A 17,032-nucleotide genomic window follows, 5' to 3' on the forward strand; every position below is an offset into this window, starting at 1 on the left:
CAATGCAGCAACAGGGTGAACCGTCGGTCGAAGAAATTCTGGACTCGATCAAGAAGGTCATCGCACGCGACAATCGCGAAGGCATGATCCTCGAGCGCCGTCGGCGTTCCTCGCCCGGAAGCACCGAAGAAAGCGCATCCCCGTCTGACGAACGCGAAACGGACGAAGTGCTCGAGTTGGCCGAAGAGATCGCTCTCGACGATGCATCTGCAACCTCCGGCGATGATGGCGAAAGCGCCGATTCCGATACGGACGCGCTGACTCGCGGCGATACACGCGACGCGATGCGGCAGAACTTCGCTGCTCTGGCGATGCTGGCCAAGCCCGGCAAGCAGCCGCAGATCGTACGGTCCGGCGAAACGTCGCTGGAAGGTCTGGTGCGGGAAATGCTGCGACCGATGCTTGCCCAGTGGCTGGACGACAATTTGCCTGGCATGGTCGAAGACCTGGTGAAGGCGGAAATCGCGCGGATCGCCGGCAAGCGCAGTTAAGGCCATCAGGCTCCTTTGACCTCCAGTTCCAAATCCACGCGCAAGGCCGAAAAGGCGCTGGCGAAAACCGGTGGCGCATCAGCAGAGCGTCAGATTTTCCTGTGCGCCATCTCGGAAAAGCAGAAATGCTGCCGCCGCGAAGAAGGCAAGGAAGCCTGGAACTACCTCAAGAAGCGCCTGAAGGATCTTGGCCTTGTCGGGCGCGAAGGGACAGTCCAGCGGACCAAGGCCGATTGCCTGCAGATCTGCGAAGCCGGGCCTATTGCAGTCGTCTGGCCCGATAACGTCTGGTACCATTCCTGCGGACCGGACGTGCTCGAGGCGATCATCCAGCGCCATCTGATCGCTGGCGTCCCGGTCGAAGAATATCGGCTGCGCCCGGCCGATTAATCGTCGTCGCGAAGACGGTCTTCGATGGATTCGTCGTGACCCGTCCCGGACGACAGGAAAACCAGGCCCATCAATGCGCTGGTCAGCAGCATGGTGAACCCGATCCCCAGGGCAGATGCGATGTAATAATGGATCGAGATTTCCTCGTGTCCATATTTGTACAGCAGGGCCAGGGCGATGGCGACGACCCCGACAGTCAGCAGGAACATGAACCGCATGATCCGCCGATAACGCGCCCAGGCAAACGCAGCCTGTTCAGGATCGTCGAGGGGAGATTTCTGAACCATCGCCACCGCACATGGCCGTCATCGCACCGCGATTCAACGCCTGCCTGCTTCCGATTCGCTTTTTGCCTGTGAAACTGGCATTCTAGGTGAACAGCAACGGAGGAGATCTCGCATGGAAATCAGCCGACTGATCGAGGGACGGGCAAGTTCGAACGTCATATCCTCGACTGTGGACGCGCCGGTCCGCGAAGCGATCGCGCTCCTTGCATCGAAACGCATCGGCGCGGTCCCCATCATGGAAGGCGGCCGGATCGTCGGCATCTTTTCCGAGCGCGACGTGATCTATCGTCTGGCCGACGAAGGTGATGCGTGCCTGGAGCGTCCGATCGGCGAGGTAATGACCGCCCCGGCCATCACGGTCGAAAGATCGGCGACCGTTCTCGATGCGCTGGCGCTCATGACGAAGCGCCGGATCCGCCATCTGCCTGTTGTCGACGGGGAGACGATGTGCGGGTTCATTTCGATCGGCGATCTGGTCAAGGCGCGTCTGGACGAGATTCAGCACGAGGCGGAAGCCATGCGCGAATATATCCGTACCGCTTGAGACCGGGCTCGGGACAACCTACATCCTGGCCATGACAACAGCACCCACCCTGACCGACGCTGCCGCTGCCCGTATTGCGGCAATCGCCGAAAAGCAGGCCAAGCCTGCTATTCTGCGTCTGTCCGTCGAAGGGGGCGGCTGTTCGGGCTTCCAGTACAGGTTCGGGCTCGCCGAAGACATGGACGATGAGGATTCGATCAGCGAGAATGCCGGCGTGAAACTGGTGGTCGATGCCGTCAGTCTCGACCTGGTGGCGGGTAGCACCGTCGATTTCGTCGAATCGCTGGGCGGAGCTGCGTTCCGGGTCGAAAACCCGCAGGCGGCTGCCGGCTGTGGGTGCGGTTCCAGCTTCGGCATTTAGATTAGACCCGCGCTGGCGTTTCGGGCATCAGGTCCGCCATGCGTATCGCCAGCTTCAACATCAACGGTATCAAGGCCCGCCTGCCTCGTCTCAAGGAATGGCTTGAGGAAACCCGTCCTACCGTCGCCTGCCTGCAGGAAATCAAGACGATGGACGAAGGCTTCCCCGCGGACGAATTCGAGGCGATCGGTTACAAAGCGATCTGGCATGGCCAGAAGGGCTTCAACGGCGTGGCCATTCTGGCCGACGGTGTAGAGCCCAAGGAAATACAGCGCGGCCTCGGCATCGACGGCCCGAAAGAAGGGGAGGGTGAACAGGCCCGCTATCTGGAAGCCGAAGTGAGCGGCGTACGGATCTGCAACCTCTACCTGCCCAATGGCAATCCGCATCCGGGGCCCAAGTTCGATTACAAGCTGGCCTGGATGGAAAAGCTGCGCGAGCGGACACGCCAAATCTGGGACGAGGAAGTCCCGGCGGTCGTCCTCGGCGATTTCAATGTCATCCCCGAAGACAAGGATGTCTGGTCCGTCAGGGCCATGGCGGACGATGCGCTGATGCAACCCGAATCACGCGATCACTATGCGCGCTTTCTTTCCGATGGCTGGACCGATGCGATCGACACGCTCAACCCCCGGGGCGGCGTGTGGACCTTCTGGGATTACCAGGCAGGCGCCTGGCAGCGTGACCACGGCTTCCGCATCGATCATCTCTTGCTGTCGCCCGAACTGGCCGACCGCATGACGGCCGCAGGTGTCGACAAGGCCTATCGCGGCAGGGAAAAGTCGAGCGACCATACCCCGGTCTGGGTGGACCTGCGAGACTGACGCTGCGCGAGGGGGCCCTGTATGGGCTGCCCCTGCACAACAGACGTTACAGCCACTCAGCGATAGAAGACGTGCGTGTCGATGGTGGCGAGGGCGACCTTGCGGTGGCTCCAGCGCGGTCGCACGTAATTTGCGTGGAAGAACAGCGCGTCGCCCGCCTTGCTGTCCCACAAACCGCGATGGGCAATGCGAGCGATCGCTTCTGCCCGTTTCCACGCGGCCGAGCCGGTGCGGACCTTGGGCATGCGGCCGCCCTTCACGAAGGAGAATTGCGAACGCTGGTAGACCACGCCGCAATAGCTGGAAGGGAATCGGCGATCTTCGGCGCGGTTGACGATGACCTGAGCGACGGCAAGCTGACCTTCGAGCGGTTCGCCGCGTGCCTCGAAATAGACGGCACCGGCAAGGCAATGCAGCTCGTCGGAAAGCTGGCCCGCGGTGGGTATGGTCGAAACCAGTTCGCGCAGACTGCTGGCGCTGGAGCTGGAGCTGGAATCGGTTGAATTTTCAGCTGGGAGTTCCGCGTCGCCGGGAAGCTCCTGCACTACGGCCTTCTCTACGAAGACGGGCACCACTTCTTCGGTAAGCTGTGCCTCGGTAGCATTCTGATCGGTTGCATGTGCCGCAACCTGGGCATTGGCCCCGGAACCTTCGGCTCCGGCAAGAATAGTAAGGGTAATTGCCGCGATAATCGCGGTGAAACCGGTAGTCTTGCGAATCATTTGTCACTGACAACTAAGCGGTTGGCAGTCTGTCGCAGGTCGGGGTCCTTGGCGCGTTGGTTGCGTCCTGAAATGCGGATCCGTTTACTGGCCTGCCGACCACCCCCCGTCTGCGTGCATGCGTACCGACCCCATTGCCGTCCTACGCCGCCTGCGCATCGAAGTTGAGCGGCCAAATAGTCTCAATTGCAATCAAGTCAAGTTAATGCGCGCCCTGTGCGATGAAGCGTTCTGCGTTTTCGACGTCCAGCTCGATCACCCAGCAATCCGGGTCTGAAGCGCGTCTGCGGGCAATATACTCTTCAAAATCTGATTTGTTTTCAGCATCTTGCTCACGGGTGCACATGAAGGCGCGGGAGCCGTCATGCTGCGGCATACGCTCCCAGAGCATTGTATTCGCGCCATTATGTGTGGTTAACACGAGGATGACGCCCGCGTCTTTTTCCCCCTTCTGGATAACCATTCCAAAGCCGCCCGCCGATTCCACGGTGCGTACGAGGCCGGACACTTCAAGATGCGCGGGCAGGCGGGCATCGGACATCGCCGTCAACCTTCGGCCAGATAACCGGGCAGGCTGGACAAAGGGATGTGCGAGCGCATGAATGTCCCGGTTCCCCGGCCGATCTCGTCGCCTTCGGCGTCGACCAGCCGCGATTCCGCGACGAATACCCGCTTGCGCCCGCTTACCCAGCGCCCTTCCGCCACCACTTCGCCGATCCGCACCGGCTTGGTGAAATGGAGATTGAACGATGTCGTCAGCAGGAAACGGTCGGAAACGAAGGTGTTCGCTGCATAGAAGCCGGCATCGTCGAGCATCTTGAAATAGATCGTGCCGTGGGCTGCTCCAGCGGCGTGATAGACGTCTTCGGTCACGTTGAAGGTGATGCGCGCAGCCCCTTCGCCCGTGATTTCGAGGCGGGATGCGAAGAGCGCATTGACCGGCGCCGAAGCGTAGAGGCTTTCCAGCGCCCGGTGATGGCGCTGTGCCCCGCTGGATGCGGCCCCGGTCATTGCTCCCTCTCTCCCCTAGCGCGGCTCGACCCAGCCGATCGACCCGTCGTGCCGGCGATAGACCATATTGTGGGCCCCGCTACCGGCATTTTTGAACAACAGGCCATTGGCGTTCTGCAGATCCAGCAGCATGACCGCATCGGCAACGCTGCATTCGGGTATCATGGCCTTGGTTTCGGCGACGATCGGTGGGCTGTCCGATGTGACTTCCTCGTCATTGTCCGGTTCGGGCGCTGCCAGGATCGTATAGGCGGCTTCCGTTTCCCGCACCGCGTGAGCGGCCTGTTCGTGACGGTCCTTTATCCGGCGCTTGTACCGGCGCAACTGCTTTTCGATCTTGCTTGCGGCGGCATCGAAAGCCTGATGCACATCATGCGCTTCGGCATGACCCTTCAGGATGAGGCCCTGCATCACATGCGTCACGATATCGGAGGTGAAGGCGCCACCCGGCCCCTTGCCGAAGGTGACGTGCGATGAAATTGCGCGGTTGAAATATTTATCGACGATGGAGTTCAGTCGATCGTCGACATGTTCCTGCAGGGCGGAGCCAGTGTCGATCTGGTGGCCGGAAACGCGAATGTCCATCTTGTCGTTTTCTCCTTTATCGTCCCCCGTGCGACCCCAACTCTCCGGCCCGTCTGCCGGTTTCCACCTGCCGGAAATCTAGCCCCAGAGAGGGTTTTCGATTCCCGCCATGAATTCCCGATGCCGTGCAAGTTCCGCCTGGCTGGCGAAATGCGGACGCGGTTCGCGCCGCGGCCCCGTGGGAGCCTTTCGCACCGCAACGATAGTTTGTTCGCCAGCGATCTCGGCCATCGCCGCCTCTGCTGCCAGTTCCAATCCGATCTGACGGCCGCCCTTCAGTTCTACATAGACCTGCGCCAGCAGCTCGGCATCCAGCAGCGCGCCGTGTTTGACCCGGTGGCTGCGATCGATCCCGTAGCGGCTGCACAGCGCATCGAGCGAAAGCTTGGCACCCGGGTGACGCTTGCGTGCAATGGCCACCGTGTCGACCATGCGCGTCGTACACACCGGTTCCATGGCGATCAGTGCCAGCTCCGCATTGAGAAAGCCGAAATCGAAGCCGGCATTATGCGCGACAAGCGGCGAATCCCCGATGAAGTCGAGCAATTCCTGCGCCACTTCGCGAAACAGGGGTTTGTCCGACAGAAATGCCGCCGAAAGACCATGAACGGCTTCGGCGCCAGCCGGCATGTCGCGTTCGGGATTGAAATAGGCGTGATATGTTGCGCCCGTCGGCACGAGATTGACCATCTCGATGCAGCCGATCTCCACCATTCGGTCCCCCGTCTTGGGATCCAGGCCGGTTGTCTCGGTATCGAATACGATCTCACGCATCCACACTTCTATCGGCCCCGTGGCCGCAGATTACAAGGGGGTTACAGCGAGCCTTGCTGCCGTGGCGCAGACTTCAATTCCTCGATCAGCACGCGGACTGCATCCTCCGTCTCGGCAAGGCTGGTGCCGGTATCGATCACATGGTCCGCCCGTTCCCGCTTTTCGCTGTCGGGAGTCTGGATGGCGAGGATCTGGGTAAATTTTTCCTCGGTCATGCCGGGCCGGGCGAGTACCCGCTGGCGCTGTTTTTCAGCCGATGCCGAAACGACCACCACCCGGTCCACTGCAGCGGCGCCACCTTTCTCGAACAGGAGCGGAATGTCGAAGACGACGACCGGCGCTCCCGAATGTTCGATCATGAAGGCCTGACGCTTCTGTGCGACGGCGGGGTGGACGATGGATTCCAGCCGCGCCAATTCTGCGGCATTGCCGAAGACCAGCGCACCCAGCGTTTCGCGCGAAACGCCGCTTTCGTCCGTAGTGCTGGGGAACGCATGCTCAATGGCAGCAACCAGTTCGCCGCCGGGTCCCTGCATGGCCCTCACTTCGGCATCGGCATCGAATACGGGCACCCCTGAAGCCTCGAACATGGCCGCTACGGTCGATTTTCCCATACCGATTGAGCCGGTAAGGCCGATGATGAGGGGGCGGGTCACGCCATAAGTCTTTCCCGCAATTCCCCATCGAATTCACGCGGCGGCTCTATTCCGAAGAAGTGCGTAAATGCTGCGGCCGCCTGCCCGATCAGCATCGCCAGTCCATCGATGGTCTCGAACCCGGCTTCGCGAGCGGCTTTCAAAAATGGTGTATCCACGGGGTCCGTGACGATATCGTAAGCAATCGAACCCGGCGGAGCATGACTCCAGTCGAAGGGCAGGGGTGGCTTGCCATTCATCCCCAGGGGCGAAGCGTTGACGACCAGATCGCAGCAGCCCTTGCGGTCGTCGAAGTCGAAGTCCGTGGCCGCAGCAAAGTGGTCGATCTGTGCTGCATGGTGTTCCCCGCTTGGGTCCAGTTCCTCCAGCAGGGCGTCGGCCTTGGCCCGGTCCCGTCCCGCGACGACGAGAGTGAAGCCCTCTCTCGCGAGACCCGAAACGATCGCCCGTGCAGCGCCGCCGGTTCCGATTACTCGCGCCATGCGGAAATAATGCTGCTGGCGAAGTCGATCGGTCAAGGGTTCGAGAAATCCTGCCACATCGGTATTACGCCCAACCAGCTTTCCATCAGCCGCTTTTACGACGGTGTTCACCGCGCCAACCTGCTTTGCCAGTGGTTCGAGGCGGTCGAGCAGTGGCATGATTGTCTGCTTGTGCGGCATGGTGACATTGCATCCACACCAATCCGAGGCCCTGCGCCTGTCTGCAACATAGTCCGCAAGTCCACCCGCATCGACTTGTGTCGCGCGATAATCGGCGTCCAGCCCCAGCCGTTCTATCCAGAAACCGTGAATCGCGGGCGATTTGGATTGCGCGATCGGATCGCCGATCACCTCGGCATGGCGCGTCACGACAGCAAGGCGCCTTCTTCCCGCAAGGCATCGAGCACCTGCAGCAGGGGCATCCCCAGCACGGTGAACTGGTCTCCCATGATACCGTCGAAGAGCTGCGCGCCCGGGCCTTCTATACGGAATACGCCAACGCACTGGCTTACTGCGGGCCATTCCGCATCGAGATAGGTTTCGATGAACGCGTCGCTCAATTCACGTACATGCAACCTTGCAAAGTCGGACCCGACCCAAAGGATCTGGCCATCACGCGCCAGCGCTGCAGCGCTGTGCAATGTCATTACCCCACCGGAAAAAGACCGCAGATGGTCTGCCGCGTTCTCGCGGCTGGTGGGTTTGTCGAACCGCTTGCCATCAAACTCGACCAGCGAATCCGATCCCAGCACCAGATCGCCCGGCCGGCTTGCGGAAACCGAGGCTGCCTTCGCCGCGGCCAGCGCCTGTGCAATCTCGGCAGGGTCGGCATCGTCCATCTCCGCTTCGAGCGCGCGCTCGTCCACATCTGCCGCTTGCGCGGTAAACGAGACGCCCGCCGCTTCGAGCATCGCCTTGCGCGACGCGCTGTTCGAGGCGAGCACGATGCCGGTTCCGCCGAGTTTCGTCATATGGGCTTTGCTCCCTGGCGCGTTCCCCGCGCCTTTCGTTCGTTGTGGAGCCGAATAATCGCGGCGGCAGTTTCCTCGATCGAACGGCGCGTTACATCGATCACCGCCCAGCCATTATCGGCAAACATGCGGCGGGCGAACTTCAATTCGTCCTTCACGCGCTCGTTATCGACATAGTCGGTTTCCCGTTCCTCGTTCAAAGTAAGCAGCCGGTTGCGGCGGATCTGGATGAGCCGCTCGGGCGCGGTCGTGAGCCCCACCACCATCGGGTTCTGCAATTCGTAGAGCTTGGGCGGCGGCGGGCTTTCCACCACGAGCGGAATGTTGGCGACCTTGTACCCGCGATTGGCGAGGTAGATGCTGGTCGGAGTCTTCGAACTGCGCGAGACGCCCGCCAGAACAATGTCCGCTTCCTCCCAGTTCTCCCAGCCGATCCCGTCATCATGGGCGATGGTGAACTGGATTGCCTCGACCCGATTGAAATATGCCTGGTCCATGGCGTGCTGCCGGCCCGGCCGTCCATGCGCTTCCTGGCCGAGCGCCTTCTCCAGCGCCTCCGTCACCCGGTCGAGGATCGGAACGGCGGGCAGACCCAGCTGGCCGCATGCTTCTTCGAGCCGCGTGCGAGTGTCCAGATTGACGAGCGTGAACAATACGAGCCCCGGATTGCCCTTGAGCTCGGGCAGGATCCGTTCAAGATGCTGCCGGCTGCGGACCATCGGCCAGAAGTGGCGTACGACATCGGCATCCTCGAACTGCGCGAGGGCCGCTTTGGCGAGCATTTCGAGCGTTTCGCCGGTCGAATCTGACAGCAGATGGAGATGCACGCGATTGGAGATTTTGGCGGTCCTGCAGCCTGTGGAGAACGGGTGGCATAAACCACGGGAGAAAGCTGGCGACAAGTTCGGGACGAAAAACCCTCCACGAAACGAGTCTTTCACGGGCCGATTCCCACACAGCAAATCCGATTTATGCGCAGGGGTGGGGACAGCGAGGATAAGTTTGACTCGACTCAACACGGCGGGCGAGTCGCATTGCAGAGGTTGCCCTTTGCAGCGCGGGAGAAATCGGGCAGGGGCCAGTTATCCCTGAAATCCACAGGGCCAACAGACTCCTTCAACCTCTATATAAATAATATTATTTATTGGATTGGACTCATCGATGCCCGGTCTTCTTCTCGATACGCTAAACGGCAAACGCGGTGCGCAGGTGCCTCTCTGGCTCATGCGCCAGGCTGGTCGTTACCTGCCCGAATATCGCGCGCTGCGGGCGGAAAAGGGCGGCTTTCTCGCCATGGCCTACGACAGCGAAGCGGCTTGCGAAATCACCTTGCAGCCGATCGACCGGTTTGGCTTCGACGGGGCGATCCTGTTTTCCGATATCCTGATCGTGCCGCACGCTCTGGGGCAACATCTGGAATTTCTGGCGGGCGAGGGTCCCAAGCTGTCGCCGCCGCTGGTCGATGCAGCACTCGATGCCCTGACCTGCGACCGTTCGCGCTACGATCCGATCTACGAAACCGTGCGGCGCTGTCGCCAGCGACTTCCCGATGGTGTGACGATGCTTGGTTTTGCAGGCAGCCCCTGGACGGTTGCGACCTACATGGTGGCGGGCGAGGGCAGCCGCGACCAGCACGATGCCCGGGCCATGGCTTATCGCGATCCAGCCAAGCTCGACGCGATCCTGGATGCGATCGTGGGCGAAACGATCGAATATCTTTCGGGACAGATCGATGCTGGCGCCGAAGCGGTCCAGCTATTTGACAGCTGGGCAGGCAGTCTTGCACCCGACGAATTCGAGCGGCTGGTGATTGCGCCGAATGCGCGGATCGTCGCTGCGCTGCGTGCACGTCATCCCGATACACCGGTGATCGGTTTCCCGAAGGGGGCAGGGGAGAAATTGCCGGCCTACGCCCGCGAAACCGGGGTGCAGGCGGTGGGAGTGGATGAAACGATCGACCCGAACTGGGCGGCCCGCGAATTACCCGCCGGCATGCCCGTGCAGGGCAATTTCGATCCGCTGCTGCTGCTCGCCGGCAGCGATCGGCTGGAGCCACGCGTCCGGTTGATCCTCGAAGCCTTTGCAGATCGCCCGCATGTCTTCAATCTCGGTCACGGGATAGACCGGCGCACCCCGATCGAACATGTCGATCGGCTGATTGCGACGGTTCGTAGTTTCAAGGGGTGACGAGGGCGTGAGCGGTCATTACATGTTCAGGCAATGCAGGATGTCCTCGCCATGACCTACTACTGGCTGAAGGCCGGCCACATCATTTTCATGGTGTTCTGGATGGCAGGTCTGTTCATGCTGCCCCGCCAGATGATCTATCTGCATGCAGCGGCGCCCGGATCCGAAGAATCGGCTCTGTGGGCGAAAAGGATGGGTCTGCTGCGCAAGGTGATCCTCACACCCAGCCTGATCGTTGTCTGGGTTCTGGGCCTGCTTCTGGCGATGTCGATCGGTGCATGGGACCAAGGATGGTTTCACGCCAAATTGTTCTTTGTGGTGCTTCTGACGGCGTTCCACGGCATAATGGTCGCACGATCCAAGAAGATGGCAGCGGGCGAGCGCCCGATGACGGAAAAACAATTGCGGATCTGGGGTGAATTTCCCGGGATCGCGCTCGCCATCATCGTCGTGCTGGTTGTCGTCAAACCGTTCTGAGCTTCGGTACGTCGCTTTGTGAATTGACGCCCCCCTGACGCGGGCGTAACTGCGCATCATCAACCGGCTACGGGCTTCGCATCCTGACGAGGCCGGGTCTGCTTTCTCCAAGCCCCTACCGACCCGCCGGCCATCCCAACCGAATACCGAGTATAACCACATGCATCTTAAAGACCTCAAAGCAAAAGCTCCGGCAGATCTGGTCGCGATGGCCGAAGAACTGGGCGTCGAAGCGGCGGGCACAATGCGCCGCCAGGATCTCATGTTCTGCATTCTGCGCGAACTGGCGGACGATGAAGAATACAATGAAGAAATCATGGGCATCGGCACGATCGAAGTGCTGCAGGACGGCTTCGGCTTCCTGCGTTCGCCCGAAGCGAATTACCTTGCCGGCCCGGACGATATCTACGTTTCGCCCAACCAGATCCGCAAATGGGGCCTGCGCACCGGCGATACGGTCGAAGGCCAGATCCGCGCACCTCAGGAAGGCGAGCGCTATTTCGCCCTGACCGGCCTGACCTCGGTCAATTACGAAGATCCGGCCAATGTGCGCACACGCACCAACTTCGACAATCTCACGCCGCTCTATCCCGAAGAAAAGCTGACGCTCGATACGCTCGATCCGACGGTGAAGGACAAAAGCGCGCGGGTGATCGACATCATCTCGCCGCAGGGCAAGGGCCAGCGCGCGCTGATCGTTGCGCCGCCGCGTACCGGTAAAACCGTGCTGCTGCAGAACATCGCCAAGGCGATTACCGACAACCATCCGGAAGTCTTCCTGCTGGTGCTGCTCGTCGACGAGCGCCCGGAAGAAGTCACCGACATGCAGCGCAGCGTGAACGGCGAGGTCATCTCCTCGACCTTCGACGAACCGGCCAATCGCCACGTCCAGGTCGCGGAAATGGTCATCGAAAAGGCCAAGCGCCTGGTCGAACACAAGAAGGATGTCGTCATCCTGCTCGATTCGATCACCCGTCTCGGCCGTGCCTACAACACCGTGGTTCCCAGCTCGGGCAAGGTGCTGACCGGCGGTGTCGATGCGAACGCCCTGCAGCGGCCCAAGCGTTTCTTCGGTGCGGCGCGTAATATCGAGGAGGGCGGCTCGCTTTCCATCATCGCCACGGCGCTGATCGATACCGGCAGCCGCATGGACGAGGTCATCTTCGAAGAATTCAAGGGCACGGGTAACTCCGAAATCGTGCTCGATCGCAAGGTCGCCGACAAGCGCATCTTCCCCGCTCTCGACGTCGGCAAGTCCGGCACGCGCAAGGAAGAACTGCTGGTCGAGAAGGACAAGCTCTCCAAGATGTGGGTCCTGCGCCGTATCCTCATGCAGATGGGCACGATCGACGCGATGGAATTCCTTCTCGACAAGATGAAGGATTCTAAGACCAACGAAGATTTCTTCGCCAATATGAACCAGTAAATACAACCATTTGCGGTTAACGACCTGTTAGACACGTCGGACGTATCAGTTGCTGCAAGGAAGATTTATGCAGCAACTGATTTACGTTTCATACGCGAGCGACGATTTCCAGTCGGGCGATGTTTTCAAGATTATCGAGACGTCCGCGCGGAACAATCCCACGCGGGATGTGACCGGTTTCCTGGTCTACGCCCACGACACATTCGTTCAGTTCGTCGAAGGTCCCGCCGCGTCGCTCGACGCTTTGCTTAACGATCTCAAGGCCGACAGCAGGCACGAGCGCCTCGAGGTTCTGGAACGCCGGGAAGGGCGCGGGCGCTGTTTCCCGAACTGGCGGATGGAGCGGCTGGCCGTATCTGGCGGTGACGCCCGGATACTCGAGCAGAAACTGCGGCAGACCGAAATTTCGCAGGCGACGATAGCGCGTCTGGTCGAAACCATCATGACGCCGCGCATGGCTGCGTAAGAGCTTGAACCCTCAGGCTTTCTGACGCTCCAGCATCGCCGCCATCTGTTCCCAGACCTTGTTGACGGCCTTCAGGGGCCGCACCATCACCTTGAAGTCGGCGATCATGCCATCCTTGTCGAAGCGGATGAGGTCGATGCCGTTCACATGGATGCCATCCATCTCGGTCGTGAACTCGAGCATCGCGTTATCGCCATCGACGAGCTCGCGCACATATTGGAAACTGTCGTTGCCGAGCGTCTGCCCGGCCGCCGCTAGATAGGCGACCACGATCTGGCGACCCTCCTGCGGCGTATGCACGACCGGCGAATGGAATACCGCGTCGTCGCAGATGATCGCTGCCAGCGCGTCCGGCGCGCTGCCTTCTTCGATGACCTTGTGCCACTTTTGCAAGCCAAGTTCTGCGCTCATGCTACCTCCCTGAACGTGTCCGCACGCGCGGCCGCCCAGGCTTTGGCATAGGGGGTGGATTCGGGAGAGTCGAGCAACTGGCCGGGTTCGAGGAAGCGATAGAGATGCTCGAAACTGTCCGACTGCACCCCGTTGATCCGCTCCGACATCAGGTGAGGCGCGATCTGCCAGGGATTATCGAGCCCCATGGCGATCACCATTTCGCGGAAGGAATGCAGCGTATGCCGCTGGAAGCGCGTTACGCGTTCGGCCTTTTCCATCGGCACGAGCCCGCGCTGCCGGGTCGAGTCCTGCGTGGCGACACCGGTAGGGCAGGCATCGGTATGGCATTTGAGCGACTGGACGCAGCCGAGCGCGAACATGAAGGCGCGGCCGGCATTGCAGAAATCCGCGCCGAGCCCGAAATTCATCGCCATGCCCGCGCCGGAATGGACCTTTCCCGCCGCTGCCAGCTTTATCTCGGGCTTTAGCCCAGACCCGACCAGAGCGTTGCGAACCAGGATCAACCCTTCGCGCAAAGGCATGCCCACCCGGTTCGAAAATTCGACCGGCGCCGCACCCGTGCCGCCTTCTGCGCCATCGACGACGATGTAATCGAGCACGATGCCGGTTTCCCGCATCGCCTTGATCACGGCAAAGACTTCGTGCGGCTTGCCGACACACAGTTTCATGCCGATCGGCTTGCCTCCGGAAAGGTCACGCAGTTTTGCGGCCCATTCCAGCATGCCGATCGGTGTCGAAAAGGTCGAATGCGCCGCGGGCGAGATGCAATCCGTACCCACGGTTACGCCGCGTGCTTCGGCGATTTCTTCCGTTACCTTGGTGCCGGGCAATACACCGCCGTGACCCGGCTTCGCGCCTTGGCTGATCTTGATTTCGATCATCTTGACCTGGTCGTCGCGCGCATTGTCGGCAAACCGGTCCGGGTCGAACGATCCGTCGTCCTTGCGGCATCCGAAATAGCCGCTGCCGATTTCCCAGACGAGGTCCCCGCCATGCGAACGGTGATAGCGCGAAATGCCGCCTTCGCCCGTGTCGTGGTAGAAATTGCCCGCCGCTGCGCCTTTGTTCAGCGCCATGATCGCGTTGGCCGACAGCGATCCGAAACTCATCGCAGAGATGTTGAGCAGCGCTGTGGAGTAGGGCTTGGCACACTGGCTGCTGCCCACATCGACCCGCCATTCCGCGGGTACATCGGCATTCGGTGTCATCGAATGGGCAAGCCACTCATATTCGTCCGAATATACGTCCAGTTCCGTGCCGAACGGGTGGCTGTCGAGCTGACCCTTCGATCGCGCATAGACCAGCGCACGCTGCTGATGGTTAAAGGGCCGCCCTTCGAGGTCACCCTCTACCAGATAGGCCCGCGCATAGGGGCGCAGGTCTTCCATCATCCAGCGCACATGGGCGAGCAGCGGATAATTCCGCCACAAGGTATGGCGGCGCTGACAGAAGTCATACACGGCCACGACCAGTAACGGGATCGTGAAGACCAGGCCCCAGCGCAGCGATCCGACCATACCGAACAGGGCGGTCAGCAGCACGACGACCAACGTCGGGCCAAACCGCATGAACAGTTCGGACGATTCGCGCATATGCGCGAGATTGCGCATCAGCCGAGGTGTTCGGCGAAGAACTCTGCCGTACGCTTGTCGGCCAGCTGGGCAGCATCTTCGCTACGCCGCTTGCCGAATTCGGTAGCAAAGCCGTGGTCCAGCCCTTCATAGTCGTAGAGCGTCACCTTGGGATGATCGTCCAGACCGTCATGCATCGCTTTTTGCGTGTCCTTGTCGACAAAGCCGTCTTCGGTCGGAATATGCAGCATCAGCGGATTGGCGATGGCATTCTTCTCGCGCAGCAATTCGTCGATACCAACCCCGTAATAGCCGACTGTGGCGTCCGCATCGGTTCGCGCTGCGGTCATATAGGCCAGGCGGCCGCCAAGGCAGTAGCCGACGGCACCGACCTTCTTCACACCTTCGCGTTCGCGGATGTGATGAATGGTTGCCTCTATATCGCGAATGCCCTGATCCTGGTTGAACTTGCCCATCAGGTCGAGCGCGCGCTGGAATTCCGGTTCGACATCGGGGTCGAGTTCGATGCCCGGCTCGAGCCTCCAGAACAGATCCGGCGCAACGGCAAGATAGCCGTCTTCCGCCAGTTTGTCGCACTTGCGCCGGATGCCGGCGTTCACCCCGAAGATCTCCTGGATCACGACGATGGCCGCCTTCGGCGTGTCCGCAGGACGCGCGACATAGGCGTCGAATTCTTCATTGTCGGTCAGGCTCGTTACGATGACGGTTTCGCTCATGGGCGGAGGGCTCCCTCGATTTGATTGGTGTCTGTGCTTGCGTGACGCGGTGTGCGGACCCAAATAGGATCTCGCATACCATAACGGAGGAAACGCGATGAAGGTCCATGTCGAAATCGATTGCACGCCTGAAGAGGCGCGGACTTTCATGGGTCTTCCCGATGTGGGCAAGGCGAACGCCGTTTATGTCGACATGATGTCGAAAGCGATGAAGGGCGTGAGCAGCACCGATCAGCTGCAGGAATATGCCAAGCAGCTCGCCCCGATGGGGCAGGCCGGCTTCAAACTGTTCCAGAGTTTCATGGAAGGGGCCAACGCCGGTCGATCTTCGTCGCAGAGCAAGCCTTCAGATAGCGACTGAGGTAAACTCGCCCGATGGCTGACACCATTTACGCGCTGTCCAGCGGCGCGCCACCTGCAGGCATCGGCGTAATACGGATCAGCGGTCCTCGGGCAGGGGAAGCTCTGTCGCGAATGGCAAATGGTCTTCCGCCAGCCCGCTCGCCCCGGTTGCGGATAGTGCGGAATGGCGAAGGTGCAGCGCTGGATCAGGCGCTGGTGATGTGGTTCGAGGGACCGAACACGGCCACGGGTGAGGATCTTGCGGAAATTCATTGCCACGGGGGGCGGGCGGTGGTTGCGGCCCTTCTTGCGGCATTGTCCAGTATGGACGGGTTACGGGAAGCGGAACCGGGTGAATTCACCCGCCGCGCCTTCAGCAATGGCCGTATCGATCTGGCTGAAGCCGAGGGTCTGGCCGATTTACTTTCAGCTGAAACCGAATTGCAGCGCCGCGGTGCGCTGCTCGCAGCTGGGGGAGATTTGTCCCGCCGGATTGAGGGATGGCGCGACCGTGTACTTGGCCTCGCCGCGTCAATCGAAGCGGTGATCGATTTCGCGGATGAGGATGATGTATCGCTTCCTGCATCCTTTTCACGTGAACTCGACGAACTGATTGGCGAAATCCGGGCGACATCGCAGCGACCGGCGACCGAGAGGTTGAGGGACGGCATTCGCGTCGTGCTTGCTGGCCCGCCAAACGCCGGAAAATCGTCGCTATTCAACGCATTGCTGTCCGACGATGCGGCCATCGTGACGAGTGAGGCCGGGACCACGAGGGATGTCCTTGAACGCCCGGTTTCCATCGGCGGCGTACCCCTCGTTCTGGTCGATACAGCCGGTATGCGCGATAGCGGCGCAGGTGCGATCGAAGAGATGGGCATCGAACGCGCGCGCAAAGAGGTTGCGAATGGGCACATTGTTCTGTGGCTCGGCGCTCCGGATGAGCTGCCCGTTGGCGCGATCCAGATCAGCGCGAAATCCGACCTTGGGGCAGGGCAATCGGAAGGCTTGGAAGTTTCGGCTGTAACTGGATTTGGCTTGTCTGAATTGACGGACATGCTGGTTGAGAAGGCGCGGGAAATTTTACCTCCGGTCGATCAGATCGCCTTCAATCGCAGGCAGCGGGAATGGGCCCAAACCGCGGCGCAGAGCCTGGAGGCTGTAGATACACATTCGGATTTGTTGATCGCTGCCGAGAATCTTAGGGCCGCGCGTAGGGCGCTTGATCGTCTGGTTGGTCGGGATTCTACGGAAGAGATGCTCGACGCGTTGTTTGGTCGGTTTTGCATCGGTAAATAGTGTTTCACGTGAAAC

The 17,032-nt window shown here is 60.7% G+C and carries 24 protein-coding genes; 11 read left to right on the forward strand and 13 right to left on the reverse strand.

Translation table 11 applies throughout. From position 1 onward, the window contains the following. The first annotated feature begins 2 nt into the window (after positions 1-2). Positions 3-491 carry a DUF2497 domain-containing protein gene (locus tag ACIGGE_RS04260; RefSeq protein WP_397489530.1) on the forward strand — a complete coding sequence of 163 codons (489 nt, stop codon included), beginning with the start codon at positions 3-5 and terminating at the stop codon, positions 489-491. A gap of 15 nt (positions 492-506) precedes the next feature. After that, a complete protein-coding gene (locus ACIGGE_RS04265) occupies positions 507-881 on the forward strand; it encodes a (2Fe-2S) ferredoxin domain-containing protein (protein ID WP_397489531.1) in 375 nt (124 codons plus the stop codon). On the opposite strand, the gene ACIGGE_RS04270 is transcribed toward ACIGGE_RS04265, so the two are convergent. Further along, positions 878-1,168: a hypothetical protein gene (locus ACIGGE_RS04270; protein ID WP_103024749.1), complete on the reverse strand. Its 291-nt coding sequence runs from the start codon at positions 1,166-1,168 to the stop codon at positions 878-880. The genes ACIGGE_RS04265 and ACIGGE_RS04270 overlap by 4 nt on opposite strands. A gap of 112 nt (positions 1,169-1,280) precedes the next feature. Here ACIGGE_RS04270 and ACIGGE_RS04275 point away from each other — a divergent pair, with 112 nt between their 5' ends. From ACIGGE_RS04275 to xth, 3 genes are read left to right on the forward strand one after another with little or no spacing between them, the layout of a single operon-like run. Next, positions 1,281-1,712: a CBS domain-containing protein gene (locus ACIGGE_RS04275; protein ID WP_103024748.1), complete on the forward strand. Its 432-nt coding sequence runs from the start codon at positions 1,281-1,283 to the stop codon at positions 1,710-1,712. A 31-nt stretch (positions 1,713-1,743) separates the two neighbouring features. Further along, entirely contained in the window at positions 1,744-2,073 is a 330-nt protein-coding gene (locus ACIGGE_RS04280) for an iron-sulfur cluster assembly accessory protein (protein ID WP_103024747.1), read from the forward strand. A gap of 38 nt (positions 2,074-2,111) precedes the next feature. Then, positions 2,112-2,897: an exodeoxyribonuclease III gene (gene xth / locus ACIGGE_RS04285; RefSeq protein ID WP_397489532.1), complete on the forward strand. Its 786-nt coding sequence runs from the start codon at positions 2,112-2,114 to the stop codon at positions 2,895-2,897. Positions 2,898-2,953: 56 nt separating this feature from the next. On the opposite strand, the gene ACIGGE_RS04290 is transcribed toward xth, so the two are convergent. The 9 genes from ACIGGE_RS04290 to ACIGGE_RS04330 form a co-directional block, all read right to left on the reverse strand. Continuing rightward, positions 2,954-3,619, reverse strand: a complete 666-nt coding sequence (locus ACIGGE_RS04290) for a cell wall hydrolase (protein WP_397489533.1) — start codon at positions 3,617-3,619, stop codon at positions 2,954-2,956. A 202-nt stretch (positions 3,620-3,821) separates the two neighbouring features. Next, positions 3,822-4,160 (reverse strand): DUF1491 family protein, encoded by a 339-nt coding sequence (locus ACIGGE_RS04295; RefSeq protein WP_397489534.1) that lies wholly within the window; start codon positions 4,158-4,160, stop codon positions 3,822-3,824. 5 nt (positions 4,161-4,165) lie between these two features. Then, the gene (locus tag ACIGGE_RS04300; RefSeq protein WP_103024743.1) at positions 4,166-4,630 is read right to left on the reverse strand and encodes a PaaI family thioesterase; all 465 of its coding nucleotides are present in this window, start codon (positions 4,628-4,630) and stop codon (positions 4,166-4,168) included. Between the two features lie 15 nt (positions 4,631-4,645). Continuing rightward, the gene (gene hpf, locus ACIGGE_RS04305; RefSeq protein ID WP_103024742.1) at positions 4,646-5,215 is read right to left on the reverse strand and encodes a ribosome hibernation-promoting factor, HPF/YfiA family; all 570 of its coding nucleotides are present in this window, start codon (positions 5,213-5,215) and stop codon (positions 4,646-4,648) included. Between the two features lie 78 nt (positions 5,216-5,293). Continuing rightward, positions 5,294-5,989, reverse strand: coding sequence for a DNA polymerase III subunit epsilon (dnaQ, locus tag ACIGGE_RS04310; protein WP_103024741.1), 696 nt, complete (start codon positions 5,987-5,989; stop codon positions 5,294-5,296). A 41-nt stretch (positions 5,990-6,030) separates the two neighbouring features. Next, the gene (gene coaE / locus ACIGGE_RS04315) at positions 6,031-6,645 is read right to left on the reverse strand and encodes a dephospho-CoA kinase (protein WP_397489535.1); all 615 of its coding nucleotides are present in this window, start codon (positions 6,643-6,645) and stop codon (positions 6,031-6,033) included. Then, positions 6,642-7,496: a shikimate dehydrogenase gene (gene aroE / locus ACIGGE_RS04320; RefSeq protein ID WP_397489536.1), complete on the reverse strand. Its 855-nt coding sequence runs from the start codon at positions 7,494-7,496 to the stop codon at positions 6,642-6,644. Before aroE ends, coaE begins: the two co-directional genes overlap by 4 nt. After that, a complete protein-coding gene (locus ACIGGE_RS04325) occupies positions 7,493-8,098 on the reverse strand; it encodes a Maf family protein (RefSeq protein ID WP_397489537.1) in 606 nt (201 codons plus the stop codon). Before ACIGGE_RS04325 ends, aroE begins: the two co-directional genes overlap by 4 nt. Then, positions 8,095-8,880: a pyruvate, water dikinase regulatory protein gene (locus tag ACIGGE_RS04330; RefSeq protein ID WP_234003251.1), complete on the reverse strand. Its 786-nt coding sequence runs from the start codon at positions 8,878-8,880 to the stop codon at positions 8,095-8,097. The genes ACIGGE_RS04325 and ACIGGE_RS04330 overlap by 4 nt, the downstream gene beginning before the upstream one ends. Positions 8,881-9,259: 379 nt before the next feature. On the opposite strand from ACIGGE_RS04330, the gene hemE reads away from it, so the two are divergent. The 4 genes from hemE to ACIGGE_RS04350 all read left to right on the forward strand — a co-directional run bounded on the left by hemE (position 9,260) and on the right by ACIGGE_RS04350 (position 12,654). Then, complete coding sequence (gene hemE / locus ACIGGE_RS04335) at positions 9,260-10,285, forward strand: uroporphyrinogen decarboxylase (protein ID WP_375245664.1); 1,026 nt, start codon at positions 9,260-9,262, stop codon at positions 10,283-10,285. Between the two features lie 33 nt (positions 10,286-10,318). Beyond that, entirely contained in the window at positions 10,319-10,762 is a 444-nt protein-coding gene (locus ACIGGE_RS04340; RefSeq protein WP_222826897.1) for a CopD family protein, read from the forward strand. A 160-nt stretch (positions 10,763-10,922) separates the two neighbouring features. Then, entirely contained in the window at positions 10,923-12,188 is a 1,266-nt protein-coding gene (gene rho, locus ACIGGE_RS04345; protein WP_103024735.1) for a transcription termination factor Rho, read from the forward strand. A 67-nt stretch (positions 12,189-12,255) separates the two neighbouring features. Beyond that, the gene (locus ACIGGE_RS04350; protein WP_222826896.1) at positions 12,256-12,654 is read left to right on the forward strand and encodes a BLUF domain-containing protein; all 399 of its coding nucleotides are present in this window, start codon (positions 12,256-12,258) and stop codon (positions 12,652-12,654) included. A 12-nt stretch (positions 12,655-12,666) separates the two neighbouring features. Here the strand turns inward: ACIGGE_RS04350 and ACIGGE_RS04355 are convergent, their stop codons facing one another. Genes ACIGGE_RS04355 through ACIGGE_RS04365 form a run of 3 tightly spaced genes read right to left on the reverse strand, consistent with a single transcriptional unit; the run spans position 12,667 to position 15,376 of the window. Beyond that, a complete protein-coding gene (locus ACIGGE_RS04355; protein ID WP_397489538.1) occupies positions 12,667-13,065 on the reverse strand; it encodes a nuclear transport factor 2 family protein in 399 nt (132 codons plus the stop codon). Continuing rightward, a complete protein-coding gene (locus ACIGGE_RS04360; protein ID WP_397489539.1) occupies positions 13,062-14,678 on the reverse strand; it encodes an FMN-binding glutamate synthase family protein in 1,617 nt (538 codons plus the stop codon). The genes ACIGGE_RS04355 and ACIGGE_RS04360 overlap by 4 nt, the downstream gene beginning before the upstream one ends. Next, positions 14,678-15,376, reverse strand: a complete 699-nt coding sequence (locus ACIGGE_RS04365) for a dienelactone hydrolase family protein (protein ID WP_397489540.1) — start codon at positions 15,374-15,376, stop codon at positions 14,678-14,680. Before ACIGGE_RS04365 ends, ACIGGE_RS04360 begins: the two co-directional genes overlap by 1 nt. Positions 15,377-15,473: 97 nt before the next feature. Between ACIGGE_RS04365 and ACIGGE_RS04370 the strand changes: the two genes are divergently transcribed. Together ACIGGE_RS04370 and mnmE are read left to right on the forward strand one after the other, a co-directional pair. Next, positions 15,474-15,737 (forward strand): DUF6489 family protein, encoded by a 264-nt coding sequence (locus tag ACIGGE_RS04370; protein WP_196847273.1) that lies wholly within the window; start codon positions 15,474-15,476, stop codon positions 15,735-15,737. Between the two features lie 14 nt (positions 15,738-15,751). Further along, positions 15,752-17,017, forward strand: a complete 1,266-nt coding sequence (mnmE, locus tag ACIGGE_RS04375) for a tRNA uridine-5-carboxymethylaminomethyl(34) synthesis GTPase MnmE (RefSeq protein WP_397489541.1) — start codon at positions 15,752-15,754, stop codon at positions 17,015-17,017. Positions 17,018-17,032 lie beyond the last annotated feature (15 nt).

Source organism: Qipengyuania sp. NPDC077410 (genome assembly GCF_044543405.1).
In the GTDB taxonomy this organism is placed as follows: domain Bacteria; phylum Pseudomonadota; class Alphaproteobacteria; order Sphingomonadales; family Sphingomonadaceae; genus Qipengyuania; species Qipengyuania pacifica.

Coding starts and splice junctions, on each gene's coding strand:
- rho (WP_103024735.1), top strand. CDS start 10,923: ATGCATCTTAAAGACCTCAAAGCAAAAGCTCCGGCAGATCTGGTCGCG.
- ACIGGE_RS04275 (WP_103024748.1), top strand. CDS start 1,281: ATGGAAATCAGCCGACTGATCGAGGGACGGGCAAGTTCGAACGTCATA.
- ACIGGE_RS04280 (WP_103024747.1), top strand. CDS start 1,744: ATGACAACAGCACCCACCCTGACCGACGCTGCCGCTGCCCGTATTGCG.
- ACIGGE_RS04295 (WP_397489534.1), bottom strand. CDS start 4,160: ATGTCCGATGCCCGCCTGCCCGCGCATCTTGAAGTGTCCGGCCTCGTA.
- ACIGGE_RS04325 (WP_397489537.1), bottom strand. CDS start 8,098: ATGACGAAACTCGGCGGAACCGGCATCGTGCTCGCCTCGAACAGCGCG.
- ACIGGE_RS04300 (WP_103024743.1), bottom strand. CDS start 4,630: ATGACCGGGGCCGCATCCAGCGGGGCACAGCGCCATCACCGGGCGCTG.
- mnmE (WP_397489541.1), top strand. CDS start 15,752: ATGGCTGACACCATTTACGCGCTGTCCAGCGGCGCGCCACCTGCAGGC.
- ACIGGE_RS04290 (WP_397489533.1), bottom strand. CDS start 3,619: ATGATTCGCAAGACTACCGGTTTCACCGCGATTATCGCGGCAATTACC.
- xth (WP_397489532.1), top strand. CDS start 2,112: ATGCGTATCGCCAGCTTCAACATCAACGGTATCAAGGCCCGCCTGCCT.
- hemE (WP_375245664.1), top strand. CDS start 9,260: ATGCCCGGTCTTCTTCTCGATACGCTAAACGGCAAACGCGGTGCGCAG.
- dnaQ (WP_103024741.1), bottom strand. CDS start 5,989: ATGCGTGAGATCGTATTCGATACCGAGACAACCGGCCTGGATCCCAAG.
- ACIGGE_RS04360 (WP_397489539.1), bottom strand. CDS start 14,678: ATGCGCAATCTCGCGCATATGCGCGAATCGTCCGAACTGTTCATGCGG.
- ACIGGE_RS04260 (WP_397489530.1), top strand. CDS start 3: ATGCAGCAACAGGGTGAACCGTCGGTCGAAGAAATTCTGGACTCGATC.
- ACIGGE_RS04365 (WP_397489540.1), bottom strand. CDS start 15,376: ATGAGCGAAACCGTCATCGTAACGAGCCTGACCGACAATGAAGAATTC.
- ACIGGE_RS04270 (WP_103024749.1), bottom strand. CDS start 1,168: ATGGTTCAGAAATCTCCCCTCGACGATCCTGAACAGGCTGCGTTTGCC.
- ACIGGE_RS04350 (WP_222826896.1), top strand. CDS start 12,256: ATGCAGCAACTGATTTACGTTTCATACGCGAGCGACGATTTCCAGTCG.
- hpf (WP_103024742.1), bottom strand. CDS start 5,215: ATGGACATTCGCGTTTCCGGCCACCAGATCGACACTGGCTCCGCCCTG.
- ACIGGE_RS04370 (WP_196847273.1), top strand. CDS start 15,474: ATGAAGGTCCATGTCGAAATCGATTGCACGCCTGAAGAGGCGCGGACT.
- ACIGGE_RS04355 (WP_397489538.1), bottom strand. CDS start 13,065: ATGAGCGCAGAACTTGGCTTGCAAAAGTGGCACAAGGTCATCGAAGAA.
- ACIGGE_RS04330 (WP_234003251.1), bottom strand. CDS start 8,880: ATGCTCGCCAAAGCGGCCCTCGCGCAGTTCGAGGATGCCGATGTCGTA.
- ACIGGE_RS04340 (WP_222826897.1), top strand. CDS start 10,319: ATGCAGGATGTCCTCGCCATGACCTACTACTGGCTGAAGGCCGGCCAC.